A 25,432-nucleotide genomic window follows, 5' to 3' on the forward strand; every position below is an offset into this window, starting at 1 on the left:
ATTAAGCTTCCTTTGTTGGCCTTGCTAAACGAGGCGGGCATTTCGGTGATTAAAAAAGTTTCTCAGGACAGCATCCAGCGGCTGATCTGTGCGGACTTGTACATAGTCCATCTGATTGGCCAATGCCTGACTTCGCAAATCGGTGACAAACGATTCCACCTCTTCTCGATATGCTTTCCTCACTGACGTTGGATCCGCCAATAGTTCTGGAAAAGCTTCCAAGCCATGGAACATCGTCGGCCGATCAAACGGAAAGTCGAGTTCGGCAGGATCGAGCACGTGCATCAAAATGATATCGTGCTTGCGAAAACGCAGATGCTTCAAGCCGGCCATGATCGAGTCGACATCGTCAAAGAAGTCGCTAAGCACGATCACTAAGCCACGACGACTGAGCCGGCCAGATAGTTCGTGCAAAAGAGGTCCAATCTGGGTTTTCTCCTTCGATTCGGCCGATTGCAATACATCAATCACCTGTTGCAATTGAACAGGGCTGCCGCTGGGAGGAACCAGCGAGCGTACTTGCTCGTCAAAAGTCACCAGGCCTACGGCATCTTGTTGCTGCAACACCAACCAGGCCAGCGTCGCTGAAATACATTGAGCGTATTCCAACTTGGAAAGGGCCGACTCAGGTCCCTTGTATTGCATACTTTCGCTGACATCGACGACCAAATTACAGATCAGGTTGGTCTCGTCTTCGAACTGCTTGATGTAGTATTTGTCAGTTCGCCCGAGCACTTTCCAGTCGAGATAGCGCAGATCATCCCCTGGGGCATAATCGCGATGCTCGGCGAATTCGATCGAGAAACCACGATGCGGACTACGATGCGAACCGGCGATCAGCCCTTCTACGATGTGCTTGGCTCGGAGGCGTAACCCCTGAACGTTAGCCAGCGTCTGAGGATCTAAAAGCGTCGACAAATTGCGTATCCTCTACCGTGGTGGAAACGTTATCTAAAAGCTGCTGAACAACGTGATCGGTTGTAATGCCCTCGGCATCGGCATTAAAGCTAGTTCGAATTCGATGGCGCAAAACAGGAAGTGCCACTGCTTTTACGTCGTCGGTAGTCGCAAACTCGCGGCCATGCAAAATGGCTCGAGCCTTGGCCCCTAAGATGAGGAACTGACTGGCCCGAGGGCCTGCTCCCCACTGGATGTATGGCTCCATCTGCGATGGAATATCATTGCCTCGACGCGTCATACGCACCAAGCGAATAGCGTACTGAGCCACAGGATCGGCCACCGGAACACGTCGCACTACCTGCGAAAGCTGCAAGATCTCATCTCCGGACAACAACGGCGAGATCTCTGTACGCACATCGGCAGTCGTGCGTTTGACGATTTCCAGCTCTTCCATTTCCGTAGGGTAATCAATCCGCACGTTGAACATAAAGCGGTCCAACTGAGCCTCAGGAAGTGGATAGGTACCTTCTTGTTCAATCGGGTTCTGTGTTGCTAAAACGAAAAACGGAGAGGGCAACGCATGCTTCGATCCACCGGCAGTGACTTGCTTTTCCTGCATCGACTCAAGCAGCGCCGCTTGGGTCTTGGGTGGAGTACGATTGATTTCGTCCGCTAGGATCACATTGCTGAAAATGGGCCCAGGGATGAATCGGTAAGCTCGTTCGCCAGTCGAACGATTCTCTTGAATGATTTCTGTCCCTGTAATATCTGACGGCATCAGATCTGGCGTGAACTGGATTCGGTTGAACTCCAAATGCAACGCACTGGCCAACGATCGCACCATTAACGTTTTAGCGAGTCCTGGGACCCCTTCCAGCAAGCAGTGCCCTCCGGCGAACAAGGCAATCAACAACTGCTCGACCACCTCTTCCTGGCCCACGATCACGCGGCCAATCTCACGCTGAAGAAGTTCGTAAGCTTCAGCCAACCGTGCTGCTGCGGCGGCATCATTCTCGCTACTCATATTTTTGATCTCCGTGAGGAGTGGATCATTGGATAATATTGGGTGAGGCCCATTACTCAGGTGTTTTGTCCGGTGGAGCGATCAATTGAGTTGGGGTGTAAACCGTCATTCGACTTGGCGAGGCAACGATCATTTGCCCGCCAGCGACAACGACGTTACCACCTTCTTCACCGAATTGAGATAAATCAATTGGCTTCGCTGCCTCGACGACAGAGCCATCGCCGGATAATTTGATATTGAGTCGAAAAATGGTTTCCCGAGTTGGCCAGTAAACCTGGTCTCCGACCAATGCTCCGCGGCCGTACCCTCTATCGCGATACGAGTTCTCTTCGGCCGGAAACTCTGCACGAATCTTGCCGGAATGTAGCTGGACCCAAAACAGTTGCTCACCGCTGACCAGCACATCTTCTTCGGTTGCGCCGATCAAATGAACGGGATCGATCCCGCCAGGAACCGTTTGCCACACAAGCTGCCCCGTGGCAGCATCCAGCGCGAACAGTCTCTCGCTATCGAGCGGCATGGAAATCACTAAACCACGAGTGACCAGGCATGGATTAGCGTTGCGCTGCACTTGCTGATGCGATTGCTCTAATGAGCTGGGAATCAAGTCTCGACGAGGATAATGGGTCAACCAAAGCAGGCTCCCTCGATCGGCTTCCAATGCCGCGATAACGCCGTGATTCGAGTTGTAGTACAACACGCCATCTTTTAGCGTCAGCAAGTTGTGGGAGCGGAATCCGTATTCCCCTTCCGTTACCAACCCACTGCCGTACGGCTGAGTGAGGCAGACCGTTCTTCGCCATAGCATCTGCGACGTGGTCCAGTCGAAGCAGGCAACGGCTGACTCATCGCGCACACCGGACTTTGTCATGCCGCAATAAAGACGCTCGCCTTGCAGGATGGCCGTGCCCTCGAAGGACCATGGCCCAGAAAGCTCGGTCACAGGAGGAATTTTCGCCTCCATTTTCCCTTCTTTCCGCATATCGAAGACGACCATATCGGCTGGGTCTTGGAACTGAGCTTGAGCGTAAGGAACGCCAATCGCAGTGGTTCCAACTCGAGCAACCAACTTTGTGTCTTTAGACGCCAGCGTGAAACGTGCCGGGCCGAGCGCATGAATCAATTTCAACTGCATGGCAGAAAGTGGCGAACCTCGACGGCGACCACTTCCCATGCTAAAGCTGAAGTCGCCAGATCGGTTGGTTGTATGGAACATTCCATAGTCGAGATCGGCTCGCTCGAATACTTGACTTCCTCCGGAAGGAAATGCCGGCAGACCGCTCGCTAACTCAAATGCGCGAACCCTTTGCTCGTCGGCAACGACGACATTCTCACCGATCACAATAGGAAATGTGCTGTTCAGCGCGTCAAACGATTCCGTCGTTAAATCTGCCGCCGTACGACTTCGCCCTTCATCGGCGAAGCCATTACGAGGCACACCTCGGGAAAGAGAATGAGGCTCGAGCGAGATGCTCCAATTAGGTTCATAAGTCTCGGCACCTTTCGGTAGCGACGCATCGGCGGTCCGAGCATACGCTCCGGCGAATGTGGGCCAGTTCTTTTTAGTTGCCGCCTCTAGCTCACCGGGAGAAGACTTCAATAAAGTCGCTAGATAGTCGGAATAATTCACTTCGCGGCCGCCCAAGTAACCTCGCTCTTGGGGATACAACTGCTGAAGCAACTTGAGCTCGACACGTGCTCTTTCTGAACTTCCTTCTAACCACGATGCCAAGCAAAGACGTACCCAGACCGCGGCCGGGTCGACGTCGCTATCGGCTGCTGTTTCGAGCGAGCTTGAACTATCGCTGTCATTTAGAAGCTGACGAACGTAATCGCGATGTTCCTCCCAGTCGATTCCATCCACGGCAACCCAAAGCGATTGCCCTGGCATCGCTAAGAGAATTCCATTGGGATCCTCGGGGGTACGAAAACGAGGGGCGATTCTCTCCCATGCAGTTCGAGCCTCGTTCAATCTTCCTTGCTCTAGAAGTAGATCTCCCAAGCTGAGCAAAGCGTCGTCAGCATATTGGCTTAAGAAATAGTTATCGATGACCGCAGCCAGTAAAGCTGGATTCCTCGATTGTGTGGCTCTCTCGAACTCTTCCTGAGCGAGTGCGTCGATCCGCGATCGATAAACGTCTAAAAACTCGGGGGACTTTCGTGCATACTCCGAGATGCGTCGCTGCAGGTAGGTCTTCAGTTCGACATAATAGACGTACTCGCTACCTAGATCGACTTGATCACGTCCTTGGGCGATCAGTTCGCTCCCATGGCTGGCAATCAAGCGTTCGAGCGTGTCGATTGCATCTTGCCACTTTTTCTGCTGAAGCTGCTGATCGACTTGAGCGAGAAGATTCTTGGTATCGTTCTTCGTTTCCGGCAGGTCGACCGTTAACGAAAATTCAGCTCGGGCAAAGATATCCCCGACTTGGCCCTTCACTGGCGATGCGCCCAGGAGCAAGAGGGAAAGGACCCAAACAAGTCCTGCGGACCGCGATGTAAGCATTGGCCTAAGAATCATGCACTCGCTATTCCTGACGGTGTGACTGCCTTCCAAATTACAGTATAGAAGGCCTCTTCCCCCCAGAAAAGCAAAGCGATTGCAGTACGCCACGGAATCCACCATCTAACGGGGGAGGCGTAGCGATTAGCGTGACCAAAACTATCAGGCAATGCGTAGAGAATCGGGCCGAAATCAGTCCCAGGCCGGCGGTTGAGTAGGAATGCCCTGTTCCGCTTTTTTCAATGCAATTTCCGTTAATTCATCGGCGGACAGTTCTTTTCGCTCGCTTTTAGGCTTACGCAAATAGCAAACAACGATGTAAGCAAAAAAGCCCGCTAAGAGGATATAAGGAACCGTCATCATGAACATGATGCTGAACGCGTACGCACTGACGTAGTTTTCACTCAAGCCATCTTTGCACGTCGGGCATGCCCAAGCCCACGAAGGGACCGCGAGAAGCAAATAGCCCGTGAGCAAAAATATCGCAGTGATGGATTGAATCTTACGCATGATGCTAGGCCGGAACTTCGGCTGGAAAAAACTGATACAAGCAAAGATACACCAAGACGCCGGTAATGGAAACGTAAAGCCAAATTGGGAACGTCCACTTCGCAAACTTCCGGTGCGCCTCACGACGGTCTTTCAGGCCCAGGTAAATCGTAATGACGGCGAGAAACGGAACAACCGCAGCCAAAACCACGTGCGTCAGCAGCATCAAATAGTAGGCGTAACGAACCACATCGGGCGGGTACGCCGGAAAGGTTTTGCTATGCCCCTCCATCAATCCATGATAAAGGAGATAACAAACTAAAAAGATGACCGAGACGCCAAAGCACCCCAGCATCGTCCATTTGTGCGCCTCGACTTTGCCCTGCTTGATCAGGACAAAACCGATCACCAAGAGCAAAGTCGCCAAACCATTGAGCGAAGCATTGACGTGCGGCAAGATCGTTACCAAGTCCACGCGTTATTCCTTCTCTTCCGTTACCGCATTAGAAGTCGGTTCTTCGCCAGGTGGTAGCAGTTCATCCAGCTTCTCATTCAGCGATTTCATCTGATCAGCTTGACTCGTGCGAAAGGAGTCGATGACTTTGCCATCTCTGCCAACTAGGAATACTCGATCGCTGTGATACTGCTCAGCAACTTCGATGTTGAAAAACTCGTCACCGATCTGCTTGATGTAATCAAATTTGCCGGTACAGAAGTACCATCGATCTGGATCTGCCTGAAAACGCTCGGCATACCCGGCTAATGCGGCAGGCGTATCGTTTTCTGGATCGCACGTGATGCTGACAAGCTTCAAGTCGCGATCTTTGAACTCGTTCCGAAGTTTCGCTTTCTCCATATTCTGCATGACGCAACTACCGGGGCACGACGTATAGAAAAAGCTGCCTAACCAGATATCGCCTTCTAGCGACTTGCTATCAAACGGTTGATCAAGACTGTCTGTCAGCTGAAAGCTCTCCATGGTCTGCTTGGGCTCTTCCGATTTTTTAGCAACCTCTGCATCGCTGCTGGGCTCGAAAGACTCTGCCAATAGTTCTTTCAGCATTTTCTTGGCACGACGAAAATCGGTATCGTCTGTGGCTCGAAACGTGCCTCGCAGCTTTCCGTGCTTATCGATCACCATCAGGCGATCGCTATGGGTTTGCGTCTCGAACATCACCTGAAAGGAGTTCTCAGTGATCTCTTTGAGCTTTTCCATGTCCCCAGTCAAGAAGGTCCAAACGCCCGGCTTGGCCTGGAATGACTCAGCATATTGGCGAAGTACAGCAGGCGTATCGGTGTCGGGATCGCATGTAATGCTGACAAACTTGACGCCTTCGTCAGCGAATTCTTCTTGCAAGATCGCGATCTGCTGGTTCTGCATTTTGCAAATCGACGGGCACGACGTGAAGAAGAAACTAGCGATCCAGACATCTCCTTCCAGCGTTGCGGTGTCGAACGACTCTTCTTCGGCCGACGTCAACTCGAAAGGAGGAATTTCGCGGTCTAGTTTTACGATCATGTCGGTGGCATCGTGTCCATCCGCAGGCGCCGAGCCGTGACTCGGTTTTCGGTTCATGGCCGACCACACCATCGTGATCCCCAACAAAATCAGCAGCACAGCTGAAACAAAGATGCCTGTGGTAGGTTTCATATCCAATCTCCTCGCCTGGTTTTCATGGCCGAACGACAAGCCAAGGCGAACATAACGACGGCGAACAACAAAGTAATCGTTACGCCCAAGGGAACGCTAGGCAACCAAAACTGCCCGGCCGATTCGTTCGCTAAGAAACTTGGAGCGGCTTCGGCGTGCAAAATTCTTCGAATCGCTGCGAGAGCATACGTCACAGGATTCAATGTCATTACCCAACCGAGAAGCCACTGTCCGGTAGAGGATGATTCGCCGCTTGTGGGAATCGGAAAAAATGCTCCGGAGAGAAGCCACATCGGCATCAGCAACAAGTTCATGATCGCGTGAAAGCCTTGCGTCGATTCCATTCGCCAAGCAAGCCAAAACCCAAGCGACGTTAAGCCAATTCCAACGACAATCAAAAGACCGAACACCGACAGAAACTGTACGAAGTCCAGTGTGATTCCTACAAAATAGCCCAGTAAGAGAAAGATCAACGCCTGACCCACTGCGAGAATCGTTCCGCCGAGCACTTTTCCAAGTACCATCGCCCAGCGTGGAATCGGCGACACGAGTACCGACTGGAGAAAGCCTTCGTTTCGATCTTCAATAATCGAAATTGTCGCGAAGATCGCTGTGAACAAGACAATCAGCAGTAGCGTTCCTGGAAAGAAGTAGACCGTAAAACTTTCGCCACTTCCCCCCTGCTCCGATGTTCGGAAGACGCCGGTGAGCCCTGTTCCAAAGAGCAACCAGAAAATAATTGGCTGACCGATCGCCCCGACAATGCGGTTGCGTTGACGAAGAAATCGAATGATCTCGCGTTTGCATAGCGACCAGGCTGCGCGGAGTGGACGGGGCTGTGCGGTTGCTTCCGGTGTCACGGTGCAACCTCCTCGGCGAACTGCCGACCGGTCATCGCGATAAATACATCTTCCAAGGACGGCTTCGCCAACGTGATGGCGTCTACAAGCTCGCTGGCGGCATGCATGATCGCACGGATCGTGGCAGGCCCATCTTCCGTTTCCAGGCGAACCGTATCACTTACTTCGGTTGCCGATAGACCTAACTCCGCCTGAAGTGTATCGATCAGCGTTTCAGGCTGACGCGTACGAATCGTAATCGTATCGCCTCCAATTCGATCCTTGAGGGCGTCCGGCGAATCGATTGCAACCAGCTTTCCCTGATCCAGAATCGCAATGCGGTCGGCTTTCTCTGCTTCCTCCAGGAGGTGCGAAGTCAGAATGACAGTCACCCCTTGGTCCGCTCGCAGAAATTCGAGGTAGCGCCACATCGCCTGACGTGCCGCTGGATCGAGACCTGTACTGGGTTCGTCCAACAAAAGCACCTTAGGCGAATGCAGCATCCCTTTGGCTAGTTCTACTCGCCTGCGGAGACCACCAGACAGATCCTCCGTGTAATCATTTCGGCGATCTTGTAGCTCCAGCTTTTCCAGCAGAAGCGACATTCGCTCCCTTAGCGGCTGTCCAGAAATACCATACAAAGCCGCCTGCTGCTGAATGTTCTCTGCGACGGTGAGCTTCTTATCGAGACTTGGCATCTGAAACACAACGCCGATTTGCTGGCGGACCTCGTGTTCATGTGTCCGAACCGAGCGACCAAGAACGCTGATATCGCCTTCTCGAAGCGGCATGAGGGTTGAGAGCAGTCGAAACAGTGTCGACTTCCCACCGCCATTGGGCCCCAGGAAGACAAAGATCTCACCTGGGTCGATGGACAAGCTGACATCATCCAGCGCTTTCCGCTTTCCATAAAAATGGGAAACGTTCTCGATAGTTACAGCGCGCGGGGCAATCATTCGCGGGTCAACTTAATGAGCAGCAGGAGTCGAATCCGCGGCAGCGGCTTCGCTCGTTTCAGCATGAGGAACAGGAGCATGTAGCCATCGACTTTCCGAGTAAGTCTCCGTTCGCATACCAATGTCAGGAATCAGCATGCAAACCAGAAATACGGACATCATCGCCGCAGGCACCGTCAGCACCCATTTCCAATTGGCTTCCCACAACAGATGCATGAAAAACAGCATGACTAACAAGGCTTTTCCGCAAGACACGGCCATCATGAATGCCATGCTTACGTTCGGCGGAATACTTGTATCCCACCAGTCGAAGTAGGTGAGAAACGAACAAAGAGTCAACGCACAAAGCGCCACGAATACGGCCCAATATTTGCCGTTTCCGGTAGAAGCGTGCAGTTCTTCGTCGTTTTCCAGATGCTGGTCGTGCGTCGGAGGATGGGTATTAGGATCGCTCACGGATTTACTTCATTTAAAACAGGTACAGCATCGGGAAGAGGAAAATCCAAACCAGGTCGACAAAGTGCCAATACAGCCCCGCGTTCTCCAAGTAGTGGGCTTTGCGGACGTCGAGCGTACTGAATAACACGCACGCAAAAATGATGAGCCCAACGATGACGTGCAAAGCATGGAAGCCAGTCAGCAGGAAGTAAGTACTTGCCCACATGTTTCCGCTGGGCAATACAAATGGAAGCTTCATTTCGGGAACTTCGTGCCCAATTCCATGGTTCAAGAGATGGGCGTCATCGGCAAGTAGCAAATTCAGAAAGGCGATTCGCTCTCGCTTTGGCTTCGCATCGACTTCAATCTTGGCAACTTCCTGCATCAAAGCCCCGAGTTCGACACGAAGCTCGCGGAGCTCTTCATCGGAAGGGCCTTCTTCCCCTTCCGCAGGCGGCTTTAGTTGTTCTTGGATTTCATTTTTGCGAGTCTCTTTGGTAGACAGTTGTTCCTCTAGATCAGCCAAGGGACCTTGGAGGGACTCTCGTTCCGTGCGAAGACGAGTGACTTGATAATCCGAAACAGCATGATGCTGCACCGCATAGGCAAGCGAATCAAGAATTGCCTGGGCTTCGATCGGGTTATCACTCATCGTAGCTGCGCGAGCGGCATGAGCGACTCCACCGGTCAGCATGGTGTCGATGAACTCTTCCTGAGTCACACCTTCGAGTACCTCTTGCTGCTTCTGTTCGTCAGACAAGTCGGTCTTGAGTTCTTCCAGACGTACCTTCAACGCCGAGACGTAGTAAACGTCAGGCTGATCATACAGCCGACGATTCTCCTTCGTGGGGAAAATCCCGTGGGAAAACTTCTCTTTGTACTCGTAAGCTTTCACCCCTAGAAATACAGTTCCCAGCACAAACGTCAGCACCAACCACTTTTTGGCGGTTGCACTTTGATTTTGTCGAGCCGCTTCAAGACTGAGCACAATCGACAGGCTGCTACAGATCAGCACAAAGGTGTTAAATGCGCCGATCGGCTCACTCAAATAAACATCGTGCGGTGTCGGCCATGTACCTGTTGGTGCACCAAACCTCAGCACCACGTATGCGCCGATCAAACCGGCGAAGAACATGATTTCCGTTGAAAGAAACAACCACAGACACAGCTTACCGAGCGACAATGGCAACGCCGGGTGATATTCCAGCTGGATGTGATCGTGATGTTCGTTGTGGGAATCGGACATTCGATGTCAGTCTAGGCTTTGAGGAAACAGTTCCGTTAAGCGGAGGTCGGCAAAATAACCAACAGTGCCAACTGGACCGGCAAGTAAATCAACGAAGCGAACAACAACTGCCGAGCCGTTTTTTCGTCTCTCTTAATGAAGAATCGCCACGAGGCAACCAACATAAAAACGCCACCTAAAAGCGACAGCAACATATAGCAAGCATTCGGCAACGCGATCGCTCCAATCCCCGGAACGATACTTACCAACAAAAGCGCCATGGCTCCAGAGACCGCCTGAATACCAGCTTTGGTGCCGCTTCGATCAACGACAGACCACATTTTCATTCCGCCTTGGGCGTAGTCTTCGCGATAAAGCCAAGCAATGGCCATAAAGTGCGGAAACTGCCAAAAGAACAGAATCGAAAACAGAGCGATCGCTTGAAGGTCAAGCGTCGGCCGGACGGCGAGCCAACCCATGAGCATGGGAAGTGCTCCGGCAATCGCCCCGACGGTCGTGTTCCAGGGAGTGACCTGTTTCATGGGAGTGTATATGAACACATACAGGATCCAAGTCAGTGCGCCGATTAACGCCGGCATCACGCCGACAGTTGCCAGGAGATATGAAACGCCGATCGATCCCAACAACGTGCCGAACATGGCACTCGAGTACCGCGACATTCTTCCGCTAGGAATCGGACGCTGCGAAGTCCGGTTCATCCGGCGATCGACTTGAGCTTCCAGACACTGATTCCAAACGCAACTGCTTGCCGCAACAAGGGCTGTTCCCAAGATTACGTGCACAAGCTTCGCCACGTCCGGCTGGCCATTGCTTCCGCAATAGGCAGCAATCGCGACACAGACCAGCAACAAGACCGCAATTTTGGGTTTTGTAAGCTCAAGGTAGTCGCTCAATTGCTGGCGTACACGAGACTTTCGTTCGGTTAAAGCGGCGGGGCCACTACTCATGCCATCACCTCATGCCCCGGGGAATTCTTGAGCCCGGCGGAGGAAGAATTAGTTCGAGCAAACGCGATGGGATAGCATCGCATGCAATAGGCCAAAAGCATCACGCTGCAGGCCAATATCAAGGACCCAACGGCCACATGACCAGTCACAATAACTGACTGCAATCCGCTTTCCCATTTCACCACAAAGTCTGCGAAGTAAACCCCGCCTGGCAGGAAAGTCGGCCAACCATATTTCACGGTGTAAGCAGCAATGCCCAAGGCGATCTGAGCCACGATCAACCAAACAGCGAAGGCCGAAGTGAAGCGAATACTGCGGTTCGCCTGTCGGTCTCGAAACGCCAATACAAAAAATGCGATAGAACTGAGCATCACCAGAAATGCCGTGATGACATGAAACAAAAGCGATGCTCGAAAGGCCCCATGTGTCATTTCAACAGGAACGTGGCGTATCAGGGAACCGAGCACAATTTGCAGAAACGCGACAATAACAAAACCGATGGATAGTCGCAGATAACTACCGCTGAGAGGCGAGTCGATTCGCGTCATAGAGCGAAACCGCTTGGAAGTAGAGCATTCCAAGTAGATCAAATATCCGAAGAACAATGGACCGACACAGCCATGCACACGAGCAATCGTCGTCTTGTCCCAGACAACGCGAAGGCCACCCAACACGCCTTGAAAAAGGACCAACGCCAACGCAACTGCGCCGAGCGTGATTAACGTTTTATCTTTTCGCCAAATGGCCAACACAAGGAACACAATACAGAACAAGCCGACTGTTGATGCCAGCAGGCGATGTCCATGTTCGAGAAACAAATCGTAAGGGCCAAACACCCAAGTTTGCCATGGATACAAAAACATGTTGTATCCATAAGTCGACGGCCAATCCGGCACCGCCATGCCGCTTTTCGTCGTGGTCACCAAGCCGCCGATCCAGATCAGCGGGAAGGTGGCACACACAAGCAGCATCGCCAGGCGATGTGGCCAAAGAGACTCGTTCTGTGGGTGGCTAGGCATAAATCTTAATGATTGACGAGGGTGGGTGGCTCGTCCGTATCGCCACGTTCGTTGGGCGGTTGTGTCTGAGGATAATAGTCTTCATCAACTTCCGGCGAACCATATTCGTACGGTCCGCGGTAAACGATCGGCTGGAAGTCGAAATTGCCGTGCCCCGGTGGACTGGGAGCTTGCCACTCCAGACCGTTACAGTGCCAAGGATTTCGGCCAGCCTTGGGACCGAAGAAAATACTGTAGAAGAAGTTGACAACGAAGAAGATCTGAGACGCGACCATCAAGATGGCACAAATCGTCATGAACTGATTCATCGGCAACAAGTGCCGGAACGTCTCGTAATGGTAAGGATCGGCCAGGCGTCGGGGAAAACCAACTGCCCCGAGAATGTGCATCGTGAAGAAGGTACCGTTCATAAACAGGAACGTGAGCAGGAAGTGGATCTTCCCGAGTGGTTCGTTCATCATGCGGCCAAACATTTTGGGGAACCAGAAGTAGATCGCCCCGAACACAGCCATCGCTGTTCCACCGAACAACACATAGTGGAAGTGAGCCACGATGAAGTAGGTATCGTGGATGAAAATATCGACCGGTGTTGCCGCCATGAAGATGCCGGAAAGGCCACCGATGACAAACATCGAGACAAACGAAAGGGCAAACAACATTGGCGTCGTGAACTGGATCTTTCCACCGTAGATCGTCCCAAGCCAGTTGAATGTTTTCACGGCACTCGGCAACGCAATCATCATGGTGGCAACCATAAATGTCATGCCCAGCCCGGCGTTCATTCCGGAGACAAACATATGATGGCCCCAAACAATGAAGCCGAGTCCGGCGATACCGCAAACGGAGTAAACCATCGGCTTGTAACCAAACAGCGGCTTACGTGCGAAGCAGGCCAGAATATCGGAGACCATCCCCATTGCCGGTAAAATCATGATGTACACAGCGGGATGCGAATAAAACCAGAACAAGTGCTGCCATAACAGCGGCTGCCCACCCCCGGCGGCCATCTCCGAGTTGTTCACCACCAGGCCTTCCGGAATGAAGAAGCCAGTTCCGGCGGTTCGATCCAACAATTGCATGAACCCGGCGGCAGTCAGCACCGGCAATGCAAAAGCTTGCAGCAGTGCCGTGATGAACATGCCCCAGATCGTCATGGGCAAGCGGAACATTGTCATACCTGGGGCACGCATCTGAATGATCGTGGTCATGTAATTGACCGAGCCCATCATCGAACTGATACCAACGCAAGTCACCCCAAGCAGCCATAACGTTTGCGCGTCGCCACTACCTGGTGCGGACTCCGGAATCGCGGAAAGCGTTGGATAACTCGTCCAACCGCTAGATGCACCATTCCCTGCGGCAAAGAAGCTTCCGCCGAACAGGAAAAACGCCGGCCACATGATCCAGTAGCTCAACATATTGAGCGTCGGAAAAGCCATGTCATCCGCACCGATCATCAGCGGTATCAGAAAGTTCCCGAACGCGCCAGCCAGGATCGGAATGATCACCAGGAAGATCATCACCGTGGCATGCATGGTGAAAAGCATTGTGTAGAACTCAGGCGAGATCTGTCCTCCCTCGGCGGAAAAGAGCATCTTGCCGATCACCGGCATATCGCTCCACGGCCACGCCAGTTGCCAGCGGATGCCGATCGCCAGCAATCCGCCGACGAGGAACCACAGCAGGGTAGAAAACAAAAACTGCAAACCGATCACTTTATGATCGCGCGAGAATACATAGGTCGACAGAAACTCGCCGACACCAAATTCGCTTCTTGATTGGGCTGAAGTTGCGTGCCCATCCGCAGTGATGCTGCTCATCGTTTCTTACTCTGCCTCAGCCAGCGAATACTCGGACAACTCTTGTTCTTCGTAGGCTTTCTTCAGCCATGCCTTGAAATCGCTTGCCGACTCGACAGTGACTTGGCCCTTCATCTTGTAGTGCCCCCAGCCACAAAGTTCTGCACAAACGATATCGTACTTTCCATCTTTTACTGGCTTGAACCAAACAAACTGCTTCATGCCAGGCACGACATCCTGTTTCTCTCGGAAGTTCGGTAGAAAGAAACTGTGCAGAACATCTTCGCTTGTGATCTCCAGAACGACTTCCTCGTCGCGTGGAACATGCAAGTCGTTCGTCAGGTAAATGTCGTCCGGAGTATCAAACTTCTGATCGTCGCCGGGATATTGAATCTTCCATTCAAATTGACGCCCGGTCACACGAGCGATCGGTGGCTTCGGCTGACCGTTTTCCAACGTCGGACGTCGCATACGTGCCCCTGCCCAGGCATCCATTTGATAGATGGCCAGAAAAAGCAGGATGACGGCTGGAATGACCGACCAAATCACTTCCAAAAAGTGACTTCCGTGCGAGTAGACCACCGGACCATCGTTCTGTTTTTCGTCGTACTTCCACAAAAACCAAAACAACAAAAGCCCCGTCCCAACGAACACAATCCCGGTAAGCCACAGGATGAAATAGAAGAGATGATCGATGCTGTGATCAGCAACAACCAACTCTGGGAACCAGTGCCCTTGCAGCGGATACCAACCCATGGCGGACCACACAAAAAGTGCGACGCCCAAGATTGGGATGCTGAGAAATATCAGACTCCAGAATCTTCCCACCAGGGACTCTCCTACTTCCAGCCGTGGCTGTCATTTGCCAGGGGCGATCAAAAATCACCTGGCATCCATCGATGTTCGCGTTGTTAGTTTCGTACCCGGACGTTCTCTTGTTCGTGCTCCGGCGGTTGGCTCAAGCTGTCATACGGCAATCCCTTGCGGACGTAGTCGACAACGTGCCAGATTTCCTCTTCGGAAAGCTGCTGAGCAGCCGGCATCTTCGCCCCTTCAATCCCGTTTCGGATTCGCCAGTACACGTCTACCGGACGTCGACCACCACGGAAGTTGCCGAGTCGCAAGTTACGCGGATCGAGCTTCCGGGGCGGTAGTGCCCCTAACGCCATAAACTGATCCAAGTTCTCAGGAGCTTTCGGATCGAAATATTCTTCCGTCCAGTCGTCGTAGAACATTTCCGCCGTTTGTCCGTCGCCGACAGCCGATTGCCCATGGCATGTCGCACAGCCCCCTTTGTTGAAAAAGAGATCGCGACCTGCGGCCAACGATTCCTGCAACTCGGTTTCTGGCTTCGCTGGCACTTCGGTCACGTTCTCGTAAGCAAAAGCCCAGCTTTCGACGATCGGAGCCAGGAAATCTTCTTGAACGACCACAGGATCGGTCAATTCTTCAATCGCCGCGTCGAGATCTTCTTTTTCCTCCTGAATATCTTCCGGAGTCAGACTGTCGACATACTCTTGCTCTTCCTGGCTCCGTCTGTCAGTTGGCTTCACGACAGACGTATCGAGATCAGAAAATTCGAGCAGCAGATTTCGCTCGAGTTCGCCTCGAATCGAGAGATACTTCACGTACTGAACGAGGGCTTCGATTTCCTCTTCCGGCAGCAAGGCAAAACTAGGCATCGCCGTCCCAGGAACACCGTTGACCAAGACTCGCTTCAAATCGTCATGGGTCGGAGGCGAGCCGGTCTTCGTCGACTTCCACTTGTATTTTCCATTGCGGAAGTTTCGTGGATAAGGATTCAAAAAGGCGGCCGTTGGACCAGCACCATCGCCAGAGATACCGTGGCAATGAACACAGTGTTGGCGGTAGAGACCGCGAGGTGTTCCATCTTCATCGCTGCCATATGGGCCAGCTGCCATCTTCAGATGGTCGAGATCCATCACCTCTTCCACATCCGGCACTTCAGGCACGATAGGCTCGTCAGGCGTGCCGAACGATTCGTCTAAGATTTTGGCAATCGGATCAATTTGGTATTTCTGATCGAGCGTTGCTCCAAGCGAGACTTCCGTCTTGCGCATCGCGATCCGATTTAGCTCGAATTGTGCTGGCTCCGAAGAGCATCCGACGATCACCCCAACCAGTGCGGCCAATACCAGGCCTCCCGCCCAGTGATGCCCGCCAAACTCAGGGGCTTGGCTAATTCGCATTGTGTGTTCCAGTTTGCCGCCGCGGTCTCGCGACTGCCTGCTGCCATTTGAAATTAACAGGAAATTGAACGGTCTTGTCCCGTGCTCTTCCACTAGGAGAACCGATCACTCGGTCTCGAAATAAACAAACGCGGACCAACCGAAACGCCGCGTTCAAAAAAATGTACGACTTCTACTTCAAAAGATCTGCATCGATGATGATCTCGCCCAAATCGTTTTTCCCTGGGCGAACGGTAACCTCTACGATTCCCTTGCGATCTTTGGAAACTTCTCCCCCAATCTCCATTCGGTCAATAGTTCCTGGGAGTTTGTGCCAGACTTGGAACTTGTGCGTCCCCACCGGCAGGTTTTCGATGGTGAAATTACCCTCTTCGCCGGAAACTGCCATGTAAGGTGATTCACGGACAATGATGCTGGCCGTCATCCAGGGAAAAATCCCATTCATGACATCCATCGGATAACGCTCTTCCACGGTAAAAACCCGACTTCGCTTTTCGCCAGGCTTCAACAAAAAGTTGAATGCCGCATTCGCAAATCCTGCGATGTTGAAGTTGTGCAAAACCGGGTCAGCATTCACAAATCCGACCGCTTGGCCAGTCTGCACCATGCTGATTTGCGGTTTGAACAAACAGCCTTCGCTCGCTATCTCGACAGGCGTTTTATTCAGCGTGTCATACATCGAATGCGGTTTAGGAGTTGCCTGACCACGATCGACGTAGAGCCAAACCGCGACATCTTTTAAACCGTCATTTTTCCCAATACGTAAGCGTGGATCGACCAGCGGATCAGCGCAAATTGCGGCGACACGACGTGGTACGGCTAACGCTGGCAATGCGGCTGGCTGCCCTTTCACAACAAAGCGACCGGTAATGGTTCCCCACTGCTGCGCAAAAGCGTCCTGGGCAACAAAGCCCAGGACGATCAGCGTTAGCAGTGCGGCGTACACCGTCTTCATTGCAAGGCACCCCAGACGGGTCGCGTTACTTCAAGTCGCCACCGTCGACAGCGATATCACCCAGGTCGTTGTCGCCTGCTTTCACGGTGATTTCGAGCAAGCCTTTACGATCCTTGACCTTCTTACCACCAACGGTCATTTCCTTGATGGTGCCAGGAACTTCGTGCCAGATTTGCAGCTTGTGTTCGCCAACCGGCAGGTTCTTGATCTCGAACGAACCATCTTCTGCAGTCACTGCCATGTAAGGCAATTCGCGAACGACAATCTTGGCTGACATCCAAGGATGGATCGAGCAGCTGGCGTTCATCGGGTAACGCTCTTCGCTGTCAAACTTGTGCTCGTAAACACCACCAACAGGAACAAGATTATTCATGCCAGCGTTGGCGAAACCTTCAACTTTGAAGTTGTGGGGGATCGGATCCGAATTCTTAAATTCAACAGGCTGTCCGACCATTACCGTGGCAATGTGAGGTGCGTAAAGACAAGCCTTGTTGTCGATCACCACAGGCTTTTTCGCAGCAGCTTCGTATTCAGGATGAACCTCAGGGGCCTTAGCGCCGCGATCGAGATAAAGCCAGATCGCAACATTCTTCAAGCCGTTATCAGCACCGACTTCGATCGAAGGGTCTGGCAAGTTAGGGCCGCAGAACTCTGCATCCTTGGTCACGTTCATCGGAGGCAAAGCCTTGACGTCGCCATCGACAACAAAGCGACCGGTAACGGTGCCCCATTCCTGAGCGACAGCGTTTTGAACGCATACACCCAGTACAGCCAAGATCATCAATCCAAGTTGTGTCTTCTTCATTAGTAACTCCTTAGTCGGACTCTTCTCTCAGGTGGGAGATTTGTTTAGGAAGGCCACGAAGAGCATAGGGAGTCCAACGCCCGGGGGGACGTCTTATTCCACTCCACATTATAAACATCTACTGCTCGTGTGCCTGAGTTTTCTGTCGCACCCGAATGAGGGGAGCGCAATCTGTTTAATTTACGACTCTTACGACATCAATTCCACCCCCTTGGAGATGGTTTCAAACGTGTGTAAAAGTTCTCAAAAGCAGGGAGATCTGCTAACAGCCAACAGTGGCAGGCACCGCAAAACGGCGGATAGGTGGGACTTCTTCGCAGTTTGCCTGTTTTACCAGACGCATCGCCTGGAACAAGCCTAAAGATCTTCCATATACCGTCACTTTTTGGCCAAACTTGCCGCAAATTATTCGGCAATTGTCCGATTTCAACCAAGATGTCTGATTTCACCCAGGTGGTGAGCGAAACACTCCGAATTTGCTACACTGCGTGATTGTCCTTTTTGATTGTTTTAGCGCCTTCATCCCGGCAGCGATGTTATGAACGTATTGGTCCTTGGTTCTGGTGGACGCGAGCACGCGTTAGCTTGGAAGTTGTCACAGAGTTCCCGCGTGCGAAACGTTTTTGTCGCTCCAGGAAACGCTGGCACCCAAATCGATGCGGAAAACGTCCCCATTCCGGAAACCGACTTTGCGGAACTCGTTTCCTTCGCCAAACGGAATGACGTTGGCTTAACGGTAGTTGGCCCTGAAGCACCTCTTGTTGCTGGTGCCGTCGACTACTTCAAGGAACAAGGACTCACGATCTTCGGCCCCAACAAAGCCGCCGCCCAACTGGAAGGCAGTAAATCTTTCTGCAAGCAGACCCTCCGTAGCGCTGACGTTCCGACAGCCGACTATCGCGTCTTCCGTGAAGCAGATGCGGCGGCACGGTACATCAAGGACCGCTTCCCACACGAAGGGGAAGATGTCAACGTGGTCGTTAAAGCAGATGGACTTGCTGCCGGCAAAGGGGTTACCGTTTGCGATACCGCGGAAGAGGCTTTGGAAGCGATCGATCAAATTGGTCGTCAACGCGTCTTCGGTGACGCCGGCGCACAAATCATCATCGAAGAACGTCTCGATGGCGAAGAGGCCAGTGTGCTGGCAATCACCGATGGAAAAACCATCCTGACACTTCCACCGGCTCAAGATCATAAGCCTGCCTACGACGACGACCAAGGACCAAACACCGGCGGCATGGGAGCCTACTCCCCTACCCCGCTAGTCACGCCTCAGGTCATGCAGATGGTCCAGGAGAAGGTACTCGTTCCGACCGTCCACGGTATGAAGCGGGCCCGAAACCCATTCCAAGGTGTCCTCTACGCCGGACTGATGATGACCAACCAGGGCCCGAAGGTCCTGGAGTACAACGTTCGCTTTGGCGACCCGGAATGCCAACCGATCTTGATGCGTCTGAAGTCGGACTTGGTCGACATCCTGGAAGCTTGTGCCGAAGGGCGACTCGATTCGATCGATCCTCCGGAATGGGATACACGTCCCTCCGTTTGTGTCGTGATGGCCTCCGAGGGCTACCCCGGCAGCTACGAAAAAGGCAAGCCTATCCGTGGCTTGGAGGAAGCAGCAAAGCTAGAAGACGTAAAAGTATTCCACGCAGGCACCAAAATGGAAGGCGATCAGGTGGTTACCAATGGTGGTCGCGTGCTGGGCGTGACCGCAATCGGCGATACCATTTCGGCCGCCAAGCTGAAGGCCTATACGGCCGTCAAATGTATCCGCTGGGATGGTGCCTGGTGCCGCAAGGATATTTCCGACAAAGCGCTACGACATTCGTAAATGTACGCCGCGACACTTCGAAATAAAAAAGGGCAACACCAAAAGGCGTTGCCCTTTTTTTATTAGTTACCAGAAGAACCACCATGGATCAAACGGGAACCACTTGCTTGGGCCAAACTCGTCGAAGCCAAAGCGTGGGTGATAGAACTCTGGGTTTTCTGGGGGACCGATAAGTGGCGTTTTAACAGGCGTCGCAACTCCGATAAATTGCACGAGACCATCGCCACCGATGACGTCCTGTTTCGTCGAGTCGAGCGTCCAGTTGTTACAAATCCAAACATTACCCGAAGCGTCGATCTGCAAACCTGTGATGTGCTGGAACGAAGGATTGGAGAAGCTAAACAGCAACTCACCTCGATCTCGCCCCTTGCCCTGCATGACCGAAATCCTAGGAGGAGCCATCGCGGCGTTTGGACTGGAGCTCGGGTCGTTGGTGAAACTGGCGACCCAAATTTGATTGCTTCCATCAACCGCAAGTCCCCAACCATGCGTGCTCGGATCGGCTTCAAAGTCGGTTGCCTCAAAAGTGCGACGATCGATGAAGGTGACTTTATTCGACTCGAAATTGCTGATCCACCCATTTCCCTTCTGATCGATCGCAATCGTCTTCGGTGATGAGAAATCGCCATACTTACGAAGCAAATTGGTATCAGGAGCTTGTCCAAGACCTGGCGAATCGATCTGGGCGACGACTTTGATCTTGCCTCGGTTATTCAGCTTCAAGACGGCCACGTTGCCGACACCGATCGGGGCAAAGCCCGAGTTGGCAACCCACGCTCTACCGCGAGCGTCGATTGCCACACTAAACGGCTTGCGAACAATCAGCCCATCATTTTTGCCTTCGGGAAAGGTAATCGAATTTCGGCGATTCCCTTTAATAAAGACAGTGATCGAACCGTTGGAAAGCGGATCACTCGAGTCGCCCATGTTCGTAACCCACAGATTGCCATCCTGATCGATTGCCGTCCCCATTGCTTTTACAGGAGGATCTTCGTCGTAGACCGTGGATGGAATGTAGCTGCGGAAACGCCCCCGCGAATTGAACGAAACGATATCGCCGTTCCCAAAGTTCGAGATCCAGCAATTGTCCGATTGATCGATCGAAATGCCGTAGCCCGATCCACTAAGAAGCGGGTTGATAATGGGGCTGCCGAGAATTGGTTCGCCTGTCGGGCTCAGGACAGTGAGTTGCTCTCCTGGATCGACATCGGGTGGCGAGTTGTTGAAGTTATTGTTGACCCACACGTTCCCTTTAGAGTCAAACGCCGTTCGTCCCGGAGCGTTGAAGCCACCTTCGGTGAAGTGGAGCATCAGAATCCATGCTTCCGGTGCCCGCAACAGCATCGGTCGATAAAGCGGAGCGGTTTGAGCCAACAGCAACAGCGAATCGTTATCGAACGTTGCCGGGTTTCGGGCGATGTTATGAATCGCCTCAAATGTGTTTGTCGGCGCCGGGGCTCCGACAGGAGTGGTCAGCGCGAACAAGGCGTCACAAGCGGCACCGGAACCATCGGTCGCACATGCGACAAGCATATTGGCCAGCGAATACATTCGCTGACGAGCTTGGGTACTTCGTGGATACTGCCGAAGCGTACTCCCGTTGTTCTGATTAGAAACGACTGCTCCTGCTTCCCCAGATTGCACGTCAACCAGGTTCGTTGTCGTGGCAAACGCATTGTCTAAGCCAGGAGAGAATCCGTAGATTTGATGTCCATCAATAAACTGGGCACAGGCGAACGCGGTCGCCACAGTGGTAAGCTCGTTGACGACGACTGCCTGAGAAAGATCTTTGCCCACTTGTCCTAGCGTGGCCGCGAAAACCAATTCGCTTTGCCCCGGTGCACCATCCGAAACAACGACATACAACAAGTCTTTGTAACTCGCTCGACGATAGTTGACGCTAAAGATACCGTCCTCATCGGTAGTCCCTGCATCCAGCAGATGGGCTCGCCCCCAACCGGCCGAAAAGAGTTCGACGTGAACATTTTCCAGTGGCATGTCTCCGGCAGTAACGACACCGGTGATCAGCCGACGCCCTTGAGCGAATGAATTTTCCGGCACCAACAAACAAAGTACGGCTGCGAGAATCGCTGCCACGCCGAACGTGCGAACAAACATGAATAGCACCTCGATGATGCGGTTGAAGATGGGAATGTATCTTTGAGAGAGCGTGACGCGTCCTACCTAATGAACGATCCTGATCACGCTTCCCGCCAATCACGATCCACAGAAAAAGACGCCGACTTGCTCAACAAATCGTTTCCAAAATCCTGCCTAAAAGGGGCCGCCTCATCATTGCGGCAGCAATCCACCTACGGGGGAAAGCCTAATTGCACCATCGTGGTATTTCAATCGTCACCAAGATTAAATTTCCTACTCGTGATTTCACCATGCTGTCACGTCTTCCGGAGCAATGCGGAAGTTCCGCAGGTCGCCGGCAATTCGCCTAAGAAGCCGGGATGCCAATCGCCGGTGAATCGCGAAGAATGCATAGAATTAACGCGACGCGATTGCCCAATTTGTGCAACGCCAAAACTGCGTATCCGCAGCAAGCAACCAAGATCGCCTCGTCGAGGAAGCGGAGCGAGAATTACTTGGCCCGCGTTACGGATCTGGCCCGAAAAACTCTTCGGCGATCTTCTTCAAATAGTCGTCGGTGAAAACCCGAGGCGTCGGCTCTGTAGGTTGAGGCTTCGACGACTTTTTCTTAGGAGGGGCCGACTCAGGTTCTTCAACGGAGTTACCAGATGGTGGCGATGATTTAGGAGCAATGAACTCCGGCGGAGTCAATTCATCGAAATCAATGTCCCCGAAGAATTCCATCCACTGATTCACTTCCGTGTCAGGCAAAGAAGGCATCTTCGGCTGCTTAGGAGGCGGAGGTTTTTTGGCCTCGAGTTGCTGACGCCGCTGACGTGTTTGCCTCATCAGGCGATACCAGCTGTCGCTATCGATCGCCTTGGCTTTTCTTCGCTTCGCGGCGCGTTGAACGCGATGATCACTGGAAACGACCGTCAATCGCTTGGGGGCATGATGATCGCGGACTAACTCTTCGATCATCTCGTCCGCGTCGGCGTAGCCGGTTGCGAATCGAACCGTGATCTGTTGGTGGTTATAGATTCGCGGCAATCCTGGCGGTGCTTTGGCCGAATCGAACACCACGACGGTCTGCGTCAATTCTTTTGGATCGATTACTGAGAGTAAGGCATCCAGTAATGCACGGCGTTCCCCTTCAAAGGAGCCCTCGCCATCGACAGAACCGACGAGCCCGGCCGCGAAAAGCAGATTGTATCCATCAATGATCAGCGGCATGGCAGCAGAAAATTCTCAGCTGCTGAAGGAACGTAGTTGCGAGCACGACTCGGTGCGTTACGCCTCATCGTAACGAAACTTCGTGATCCCGCCTACGATCGTTTCGACGGCCCGCCCCTTCAGTGCTACACCATTCAGCGGGCAATTGAAGCTCTTCGAGCGGTACGAAGAGGTATCGACTGTCCAGGCATGCTCCGGATCAATGATGGTGATGTCCGCATCCGCGCCTGACTTGAGAGTTCCCTTTTCGACGCCTAGAACCTTCGCGGCATTGGTCGACATCGCCCGAATGATCGTCGGCCATTCGACTTTGCCGGTGTGAACCAAATGCGTACTTACTAGCCCAAGGGCCGTCTCAAGCCCAACCATTCCGAAGGGAGCTTCCGTAATCGCACACATCTTCTTTTCAGAAGAACGCGGGGCGTGTCCACTGGCAATAACGTCAATCGTTCCATCCCGAAGTCCGGCAATGCACGCGTCCATATGATCTTGCGAACGCAGGGGCGGATTCAATTTCAAACTGGTATGAAACCCGCGCATCGCATCATCGGTCATGGCGAACTGATATGCGCAAATACTTGCCGTCACACTAACGTTTCGTACCTTGGCACGACGAAGGATCTCGACAGTTCCGCTACACGAGATCGCCAAGAGATGCAGCTTTCCCCCGGTCGCTTCACAAATACGAATATCACGAGCCGCCATCACGTCTTCGGCTTCGGCAGGCATCGGAGCAAGCCCTAGTACGGTGCTCACTTTACCATCATGCATCACGCCATCGCGAGAAAGCTCGACCATTTCCGGGCGATTTAGCACCGGGCGGCCAAACATTAGTGTGTACTCCAAGGCCCGACGAAGCAGTTCTGGATTTGAAACTGGACGTTGACCGTCGCTGAAGGCGATCGCACCTGCGTTGTGCAAGATGCCGATCTCCGCCATCTCTTCCCCTTGTCGCTCACTACTGACGCATGCGACAGGATAGACATTGCAGTGATCCGCTTCGGAAGCCTGCCGGCCGAGATAAGTCACCGCTGCTGCGCTGTCGACAGGTGGATTCGTTTCGCTGATTGCCGCAATCGAGGTGAAGCCGCCGGCAAGCGCCGCGTATGCCGCCGATTCAATGGTTTCGTCTTCTTCGAATCCAGGCTCACGGATTTGTACGTGCAAATCAATCAACCCCGGCACGACCAGTTTGCCGGAAGCATCGATTACCTTCATCTCGTCGGTTGGGGCCACATCGATGCCGGCGATCCGCCCCTCTTCAATCAACAGATTCGTAACGCGATCGATGTTTTGGCTTGGGTCGATTACCCGACCGTTTTGAATCAACGTTCGTAGCATTTTAATTCGTCCGGTCCCGTGTCGATTTCCGACGGAAACGAGGGGTAAGATTCAATCAACGAGTCCGACTTACTGGGCTCGACCTTCATTGAGGAGCCACATCGCCGCCATCCGAACAGCCAGCCCGTTGTTCACTTGATGCAGAATCACCGAGTGCTCACCGTCGGCAACCTCTGGCGTGATCTCAACGCCACGATTGATCGGTCCTGGCGCCATGATCAAAATGTCAGACTTGGCTCGTTCCATTCGCTTGCGATCCATCGCATACAACAGCGCATATTCACGAACGGAGGGAAATGGTCGAGTGTACTGCCGCTCGAATTGGATTCGCAGCAAATTCAACACGTCGCAGCGAGGCAGTATCGCATCTAAATCGTGCGAGACCTCGACGCCGTACTCTTCCCATCGGCGTGAAACCAATGTGGAAGGGCCGCAAACAATCACGTGAGCGCCAAGTTTCTGCAGGCCCCAGATGTTCGAGCGTGCCGTACGGCTGTGGGCAATGTCGCCTACCATCGCGACCGTCTTGCCGTTCAGATCGCCGCGATGCTGACGGATCGTCAAGATGTCTAACAAGCCCTGCGTGGGGTGTTCGTGAGGGCCGTCCCCGGCATTGATCACTGCAACATCGAGGTTTTCAGCCAACATTTGCGGTGTGCCAGGCGCTTTATGCCGGCAGACCAGCGTGTCGATACACATCGACTGAATCGTCTTCGCGGTGTCGAGCAGTGTTTCGCCCTTGGACAGACTACTGCTAGACGCAGAGAACTCGATAACATCGGCCCCGAGGCGACGCGCCGCTAAGGAAAAACTGGTTCGCGTCCGCGTTGAGTCTTCAAAGAATAGATTGACGCTCGTTCTTCCGGCGAGGACCGAAAGCTTTTTGCGGCAGTCTTGGGTGGATTCTTTGAACGCTTGAGCAACGTCGAGAAGAAGTGTAATTTCGTCCGACGATAAACTTTCCAAATCGAGCAAATGCCGCTTTGTCCAGCGGCCCTTGAAGGGCTCGAGAAAACCAGGCGTCTCCATGGAATCCCAGAAAAAGTTAGCGAATTTGGCTGGTTTTACGTTGGGCAAATTCTACGGATTCCGGCATCAACTCACAACCTGGGGAAACGCAAAAACGGACGGTTCGGTGAAAATCACCTAACCGCCCGTTCTCGA

General features: G+C 52.9%; 22 protein-coding genes. 1 reads left to right on the forward strand and 21 read right to left on the reverse strand.

The window, feature by feature from the left end:
- Positions 1 to 24 precede the first annotated feature (24 nt).
- From LA756_RS11485 to LA756_RS11565, 17 genes are all read right to left on the reverse strand, one after another.
- Positions 25 to 918, reverse strand: coding sequence for a DUF58 domain-containing protein (locus tag LA756_RS11485; RefSeq protein WP_224440018.1), 894 nt, complete (start codon positions 916 to 918; stop codon positions 25 to 27).
- Positions 884 to 1,924 (reverse strand): MoxR family ATPase, encoded by a 1,041-nt coding sequence (locus LA756_RS11490; protein WP_224440019.1) that lies wholly within the window; start codon positions 1,922 to 1,924, stop codon positions 884 to 886. The genes LA756_RS11485 and LA756_RS11490 overlap by 35 nt, the downstream gene beginning before the upstream one ends.
- Before the next feature lie 52 nt (positions 1,925 to 1,976).
- Positions 1,977 to 4,445: a PQQ-binding-like beta-propeller repeat protein gene (locus LA756_RS11495; protein ID WP_224440020.1), complete on the reverse strand. Its 2,469-nt coding sequence runs from the start codon at positions 4,443 to 4,445 to the stop codon at positions 1,977 to 1,979.
- A 174-nt stretch (positions 4,446 to 4,619) separates the two neighbouring features.
- Positions 4,620 to 4,937, reverse strand: a complete 318-nt coding sequence (locus tag LA756_RS11500) for a hypothetical protein (protein WP_224440021.1) — start codon at positions 4,935 to 4,937, stop codon at positions 4,620 to 4,622.
- 4 nt (positions 4,938 to 4,941) lie between these two features.
- Positions 4,942 to 5,391: a DUF420 domain-containing protein gene (locus LA756_RS11505; protein ID WP_224440022.1), complete on the reverse strand. Its 450-nt coding sequence runs from the start codon at positions 5,389 to 5,391 to the stop codon at positions 4,942 to 4,944.
- A 3-nt stretch (positions 5,392 to 5,394) separates the two neighbouring features.
- Positions 5,395 to 6,567 carry an SCO family protein gene (locus LA756_RS11510; protein WP_224440023.1) on the reverse strand — a complete coding sequence of 391 codons (1,173 nt, stop codon included), beginning with the start codon at positions 6,565 to 6,567 and terminating at the stop codon, positions 5,395 to 5,397.
- Positions 6,564 to 7,427, reverse strand: coding sequence for an ABC transporter permease (locus LA756_RS11515; protein WP_224440024.1), 864 nt, complete (start codon positions 7,425 to 7,427; stop codon positions 6,564 to 6,566). Before LA756_RS11515 ends, LA756_RS11510 begins: the two co-directional genes overlap by 4 nt.
- Positions 7,424 to 8,284 (reverse strand): ATP-binding cassette domain-containing protein, encoded by an 861-nt coding sequence (locus tag LA756_RS11520; RefSeq protein ID WP_261362103.1) that lies wholly within the window; start codon positions 8,282 to 8,284, stop codon positions 7,424 to 7,426. The genes LA756_RS11515 and LA756_RS11520 overlap by 4 nt, the downstream gene beginning before the upstream one ends.
- 90 nt (positions 8,285 to 8,374) lie before the next feature.
- Positions 8,375 to 8,818: a cytochrome C oxidase subunit IV family protein gene (locus LA756_RS11525; protein WP_224440026.1), complete on the reverse strand. Its 444-nt coding sequence runs from the start codon at positions 8,816 to 8,818 to the stop codon at positions 8,375 to 8,377.
- 13 nt (positions 8,819 to 8,831) lie between these two features.
- Positions 8,832 to 10,046 (reverse strand): cytochrome c oxidase subunit 3, encoded by a 1,215-nt coding sequence (locus LA756_RS11530; RefSeq protein ID WP_224440027.1) that lies wholly within the window; start codon positions 10,044 to 10,046, stop codon positions 8,832 to 8,834.
- Positions 10,047 to 10,081: 35 nt separating this feature from the next.
- Positions 10,082 to 10,993, reverse strand: a complete 912-nt coding sequence (gene cyoE / locus LA756_RS11535) for a heme o synthase (protein WP_224440028.1) — start codon at positions 10,991 to 10,993, stop codon at positions 10,082 to 10,084.
- Positions 10,990 to 12,012, reverse strand: coding sequence for a heme A synthase (locus tag LA756_RS11540; RefSeq protein WP_224440029.1), 1,023 nt, complete (start codon positions 12,010 to 12,012; stop codon positions 10,990 to 10,992). Before LA756_RS11540 ends, cyoE begins: the two co-directional genes overlap by 4 nt.
- 5 nt (positions 12,013 to 12,017) lie before the next feature.
- Positions 12,018 to 13,832, reverse strand: coding sequence for a cbb3-type cytochrome c oxidase subunit I (locus tag LA756_RS11545; protein ID WP_224440030.1), 1,815 nt, complete (start codon positions 13,830 to 13,832; stop codon positions 12,018 to 12,020).
- 6 nt (positions 13,833 to 13,838) lie between these two features.
- A complete protein-coding gene (gene coxB / locus LA756_RS11550) occupies positions 13,839 to 14,639 on the reverse strand; it encodes a cytochrome c oxidase subunit II (protein ID WP_224440031.1) in 801 nt (266 codons plus the stop codon).
- Positions 14,640 to 14,722: 83 nt separating this feature from the next.
- Positions 14,723 to 16,021: a c-type cytochrome gene (locus LA756_RS11555; RefSeq protein ID WP_224440032.1), complete on the reverse strand. Its 1,299-nt coding sequence runs from the start codon at positions 16,019 to 16,021 to the stop codon at positions 14,723 to 14,725.
- 172 nt (positions 16,022 to 16,193) lie between these two features.
- Positions 16,194 to 16,976, reverse strand: a complete 783-nt coding sequence (locus LA756_RS11560; protein ID WP_224440033.1) for a hypothetical protein — start codon at positions 16,974 to 16,976, stop codon at positions 16,194 to 16,196.
- A 25-nt stretch (positions 16,977 to 17,001) separates the two neighbouring features.
- Entirely contained in the window at positions 17,002 to 17,781 is a 780-nt protein-coding gene (locus LA756_RS11565) for a hypothetical protein (protein WP_224440034.1), read from the reverse strand.
- A gap of 538 nt (positions 17,782 to 18,319) precedes the next feature.
- Between LA756_RS11565 and purD the strand changes: the two genes are divergently transcribed.
- A complete protein-coding gene (gene purD / locus LA756_RS11570; RefSeq protein WP_224440035.1) occupies positions 18,320 to 19,615 on the forward strand; it encodes a phosphoribosylamine--glycine ligase in 1,296 nt (431 codons plus the stop codon).
- 66 nt (positions 19,616 to 19,681) lie between these two features.
- Here purD and LA756_RS11575 read toward each other — a convergent pair whose 3' ends face one another.
- The 4 genes from LA756_RS11575 to LA756_RS11590 form a co-directional block, all read right to left on the reverse strand.
- On the reverse strand, positions 19,682 to 21,733 hold the full coding sequence (locus tag LA756_RS11575) for a hypothetical protein (RefSeq protein WP_224440036.1): 2,052 nt from the start codon (positions 21,731 to 21,733) through the stop codon (positions 19,682 to 19,684).
- Positions 21,734 to 22,219: 486 nt separating this feature from the next.
- Positions 22,220 to 22,927 carry an NYN domain-containing protein gene (locus LA756_RS11580; protein ID WP_224440037.1) on the reverse strand — a complete coding sequence of 236 codons (708 nt, stop codon included), beginning with the start codon at positions 22,925 to 22,927 and terminating at the stop codon, positions 22,220 to 22,222.
- A 57-nt stretch (positions 22,928 to 22,984) separates the two neighbouring features.
- Complete coding sequence (locus LA756_RS11585; RefSeq protein ID WP_224440038.1) at positions 22,985 to 24,268, reverse strand: dihydroorotase family protein; 1,284 nt, start codon at positions 24,266 to 24,268, stop codon at positions 22,985 to 22,987.
- A gap of 69 nt (positions 24,269 to 24,337) precedes the next feature.
- Positions 24,338 to 25,297: an aspartate carbamoyltransferase catalytic subunit gene (locus tag LA756_RS11590; RefSeq protein WP_224440039.1), complete on the reverse strand. Its 960-nt coding sequence runs from the start codon at positions 25,295 to 25,297 to the stop codon at positions 24,338 to 24,340.
- Positions 25,298 to 25,432: the final 135 nt, after the last annotated feature.

This window comes from Bremerella sp. TYQ1, from assembly GCF_020150455.1.
GTDB classification, from domain to species: domain Bacteria; phylum Planctomycetota; class Planctomycetia; order Pirellulales; family Pirellulaceae; genus Bremerella; species Bremerella volcania_A.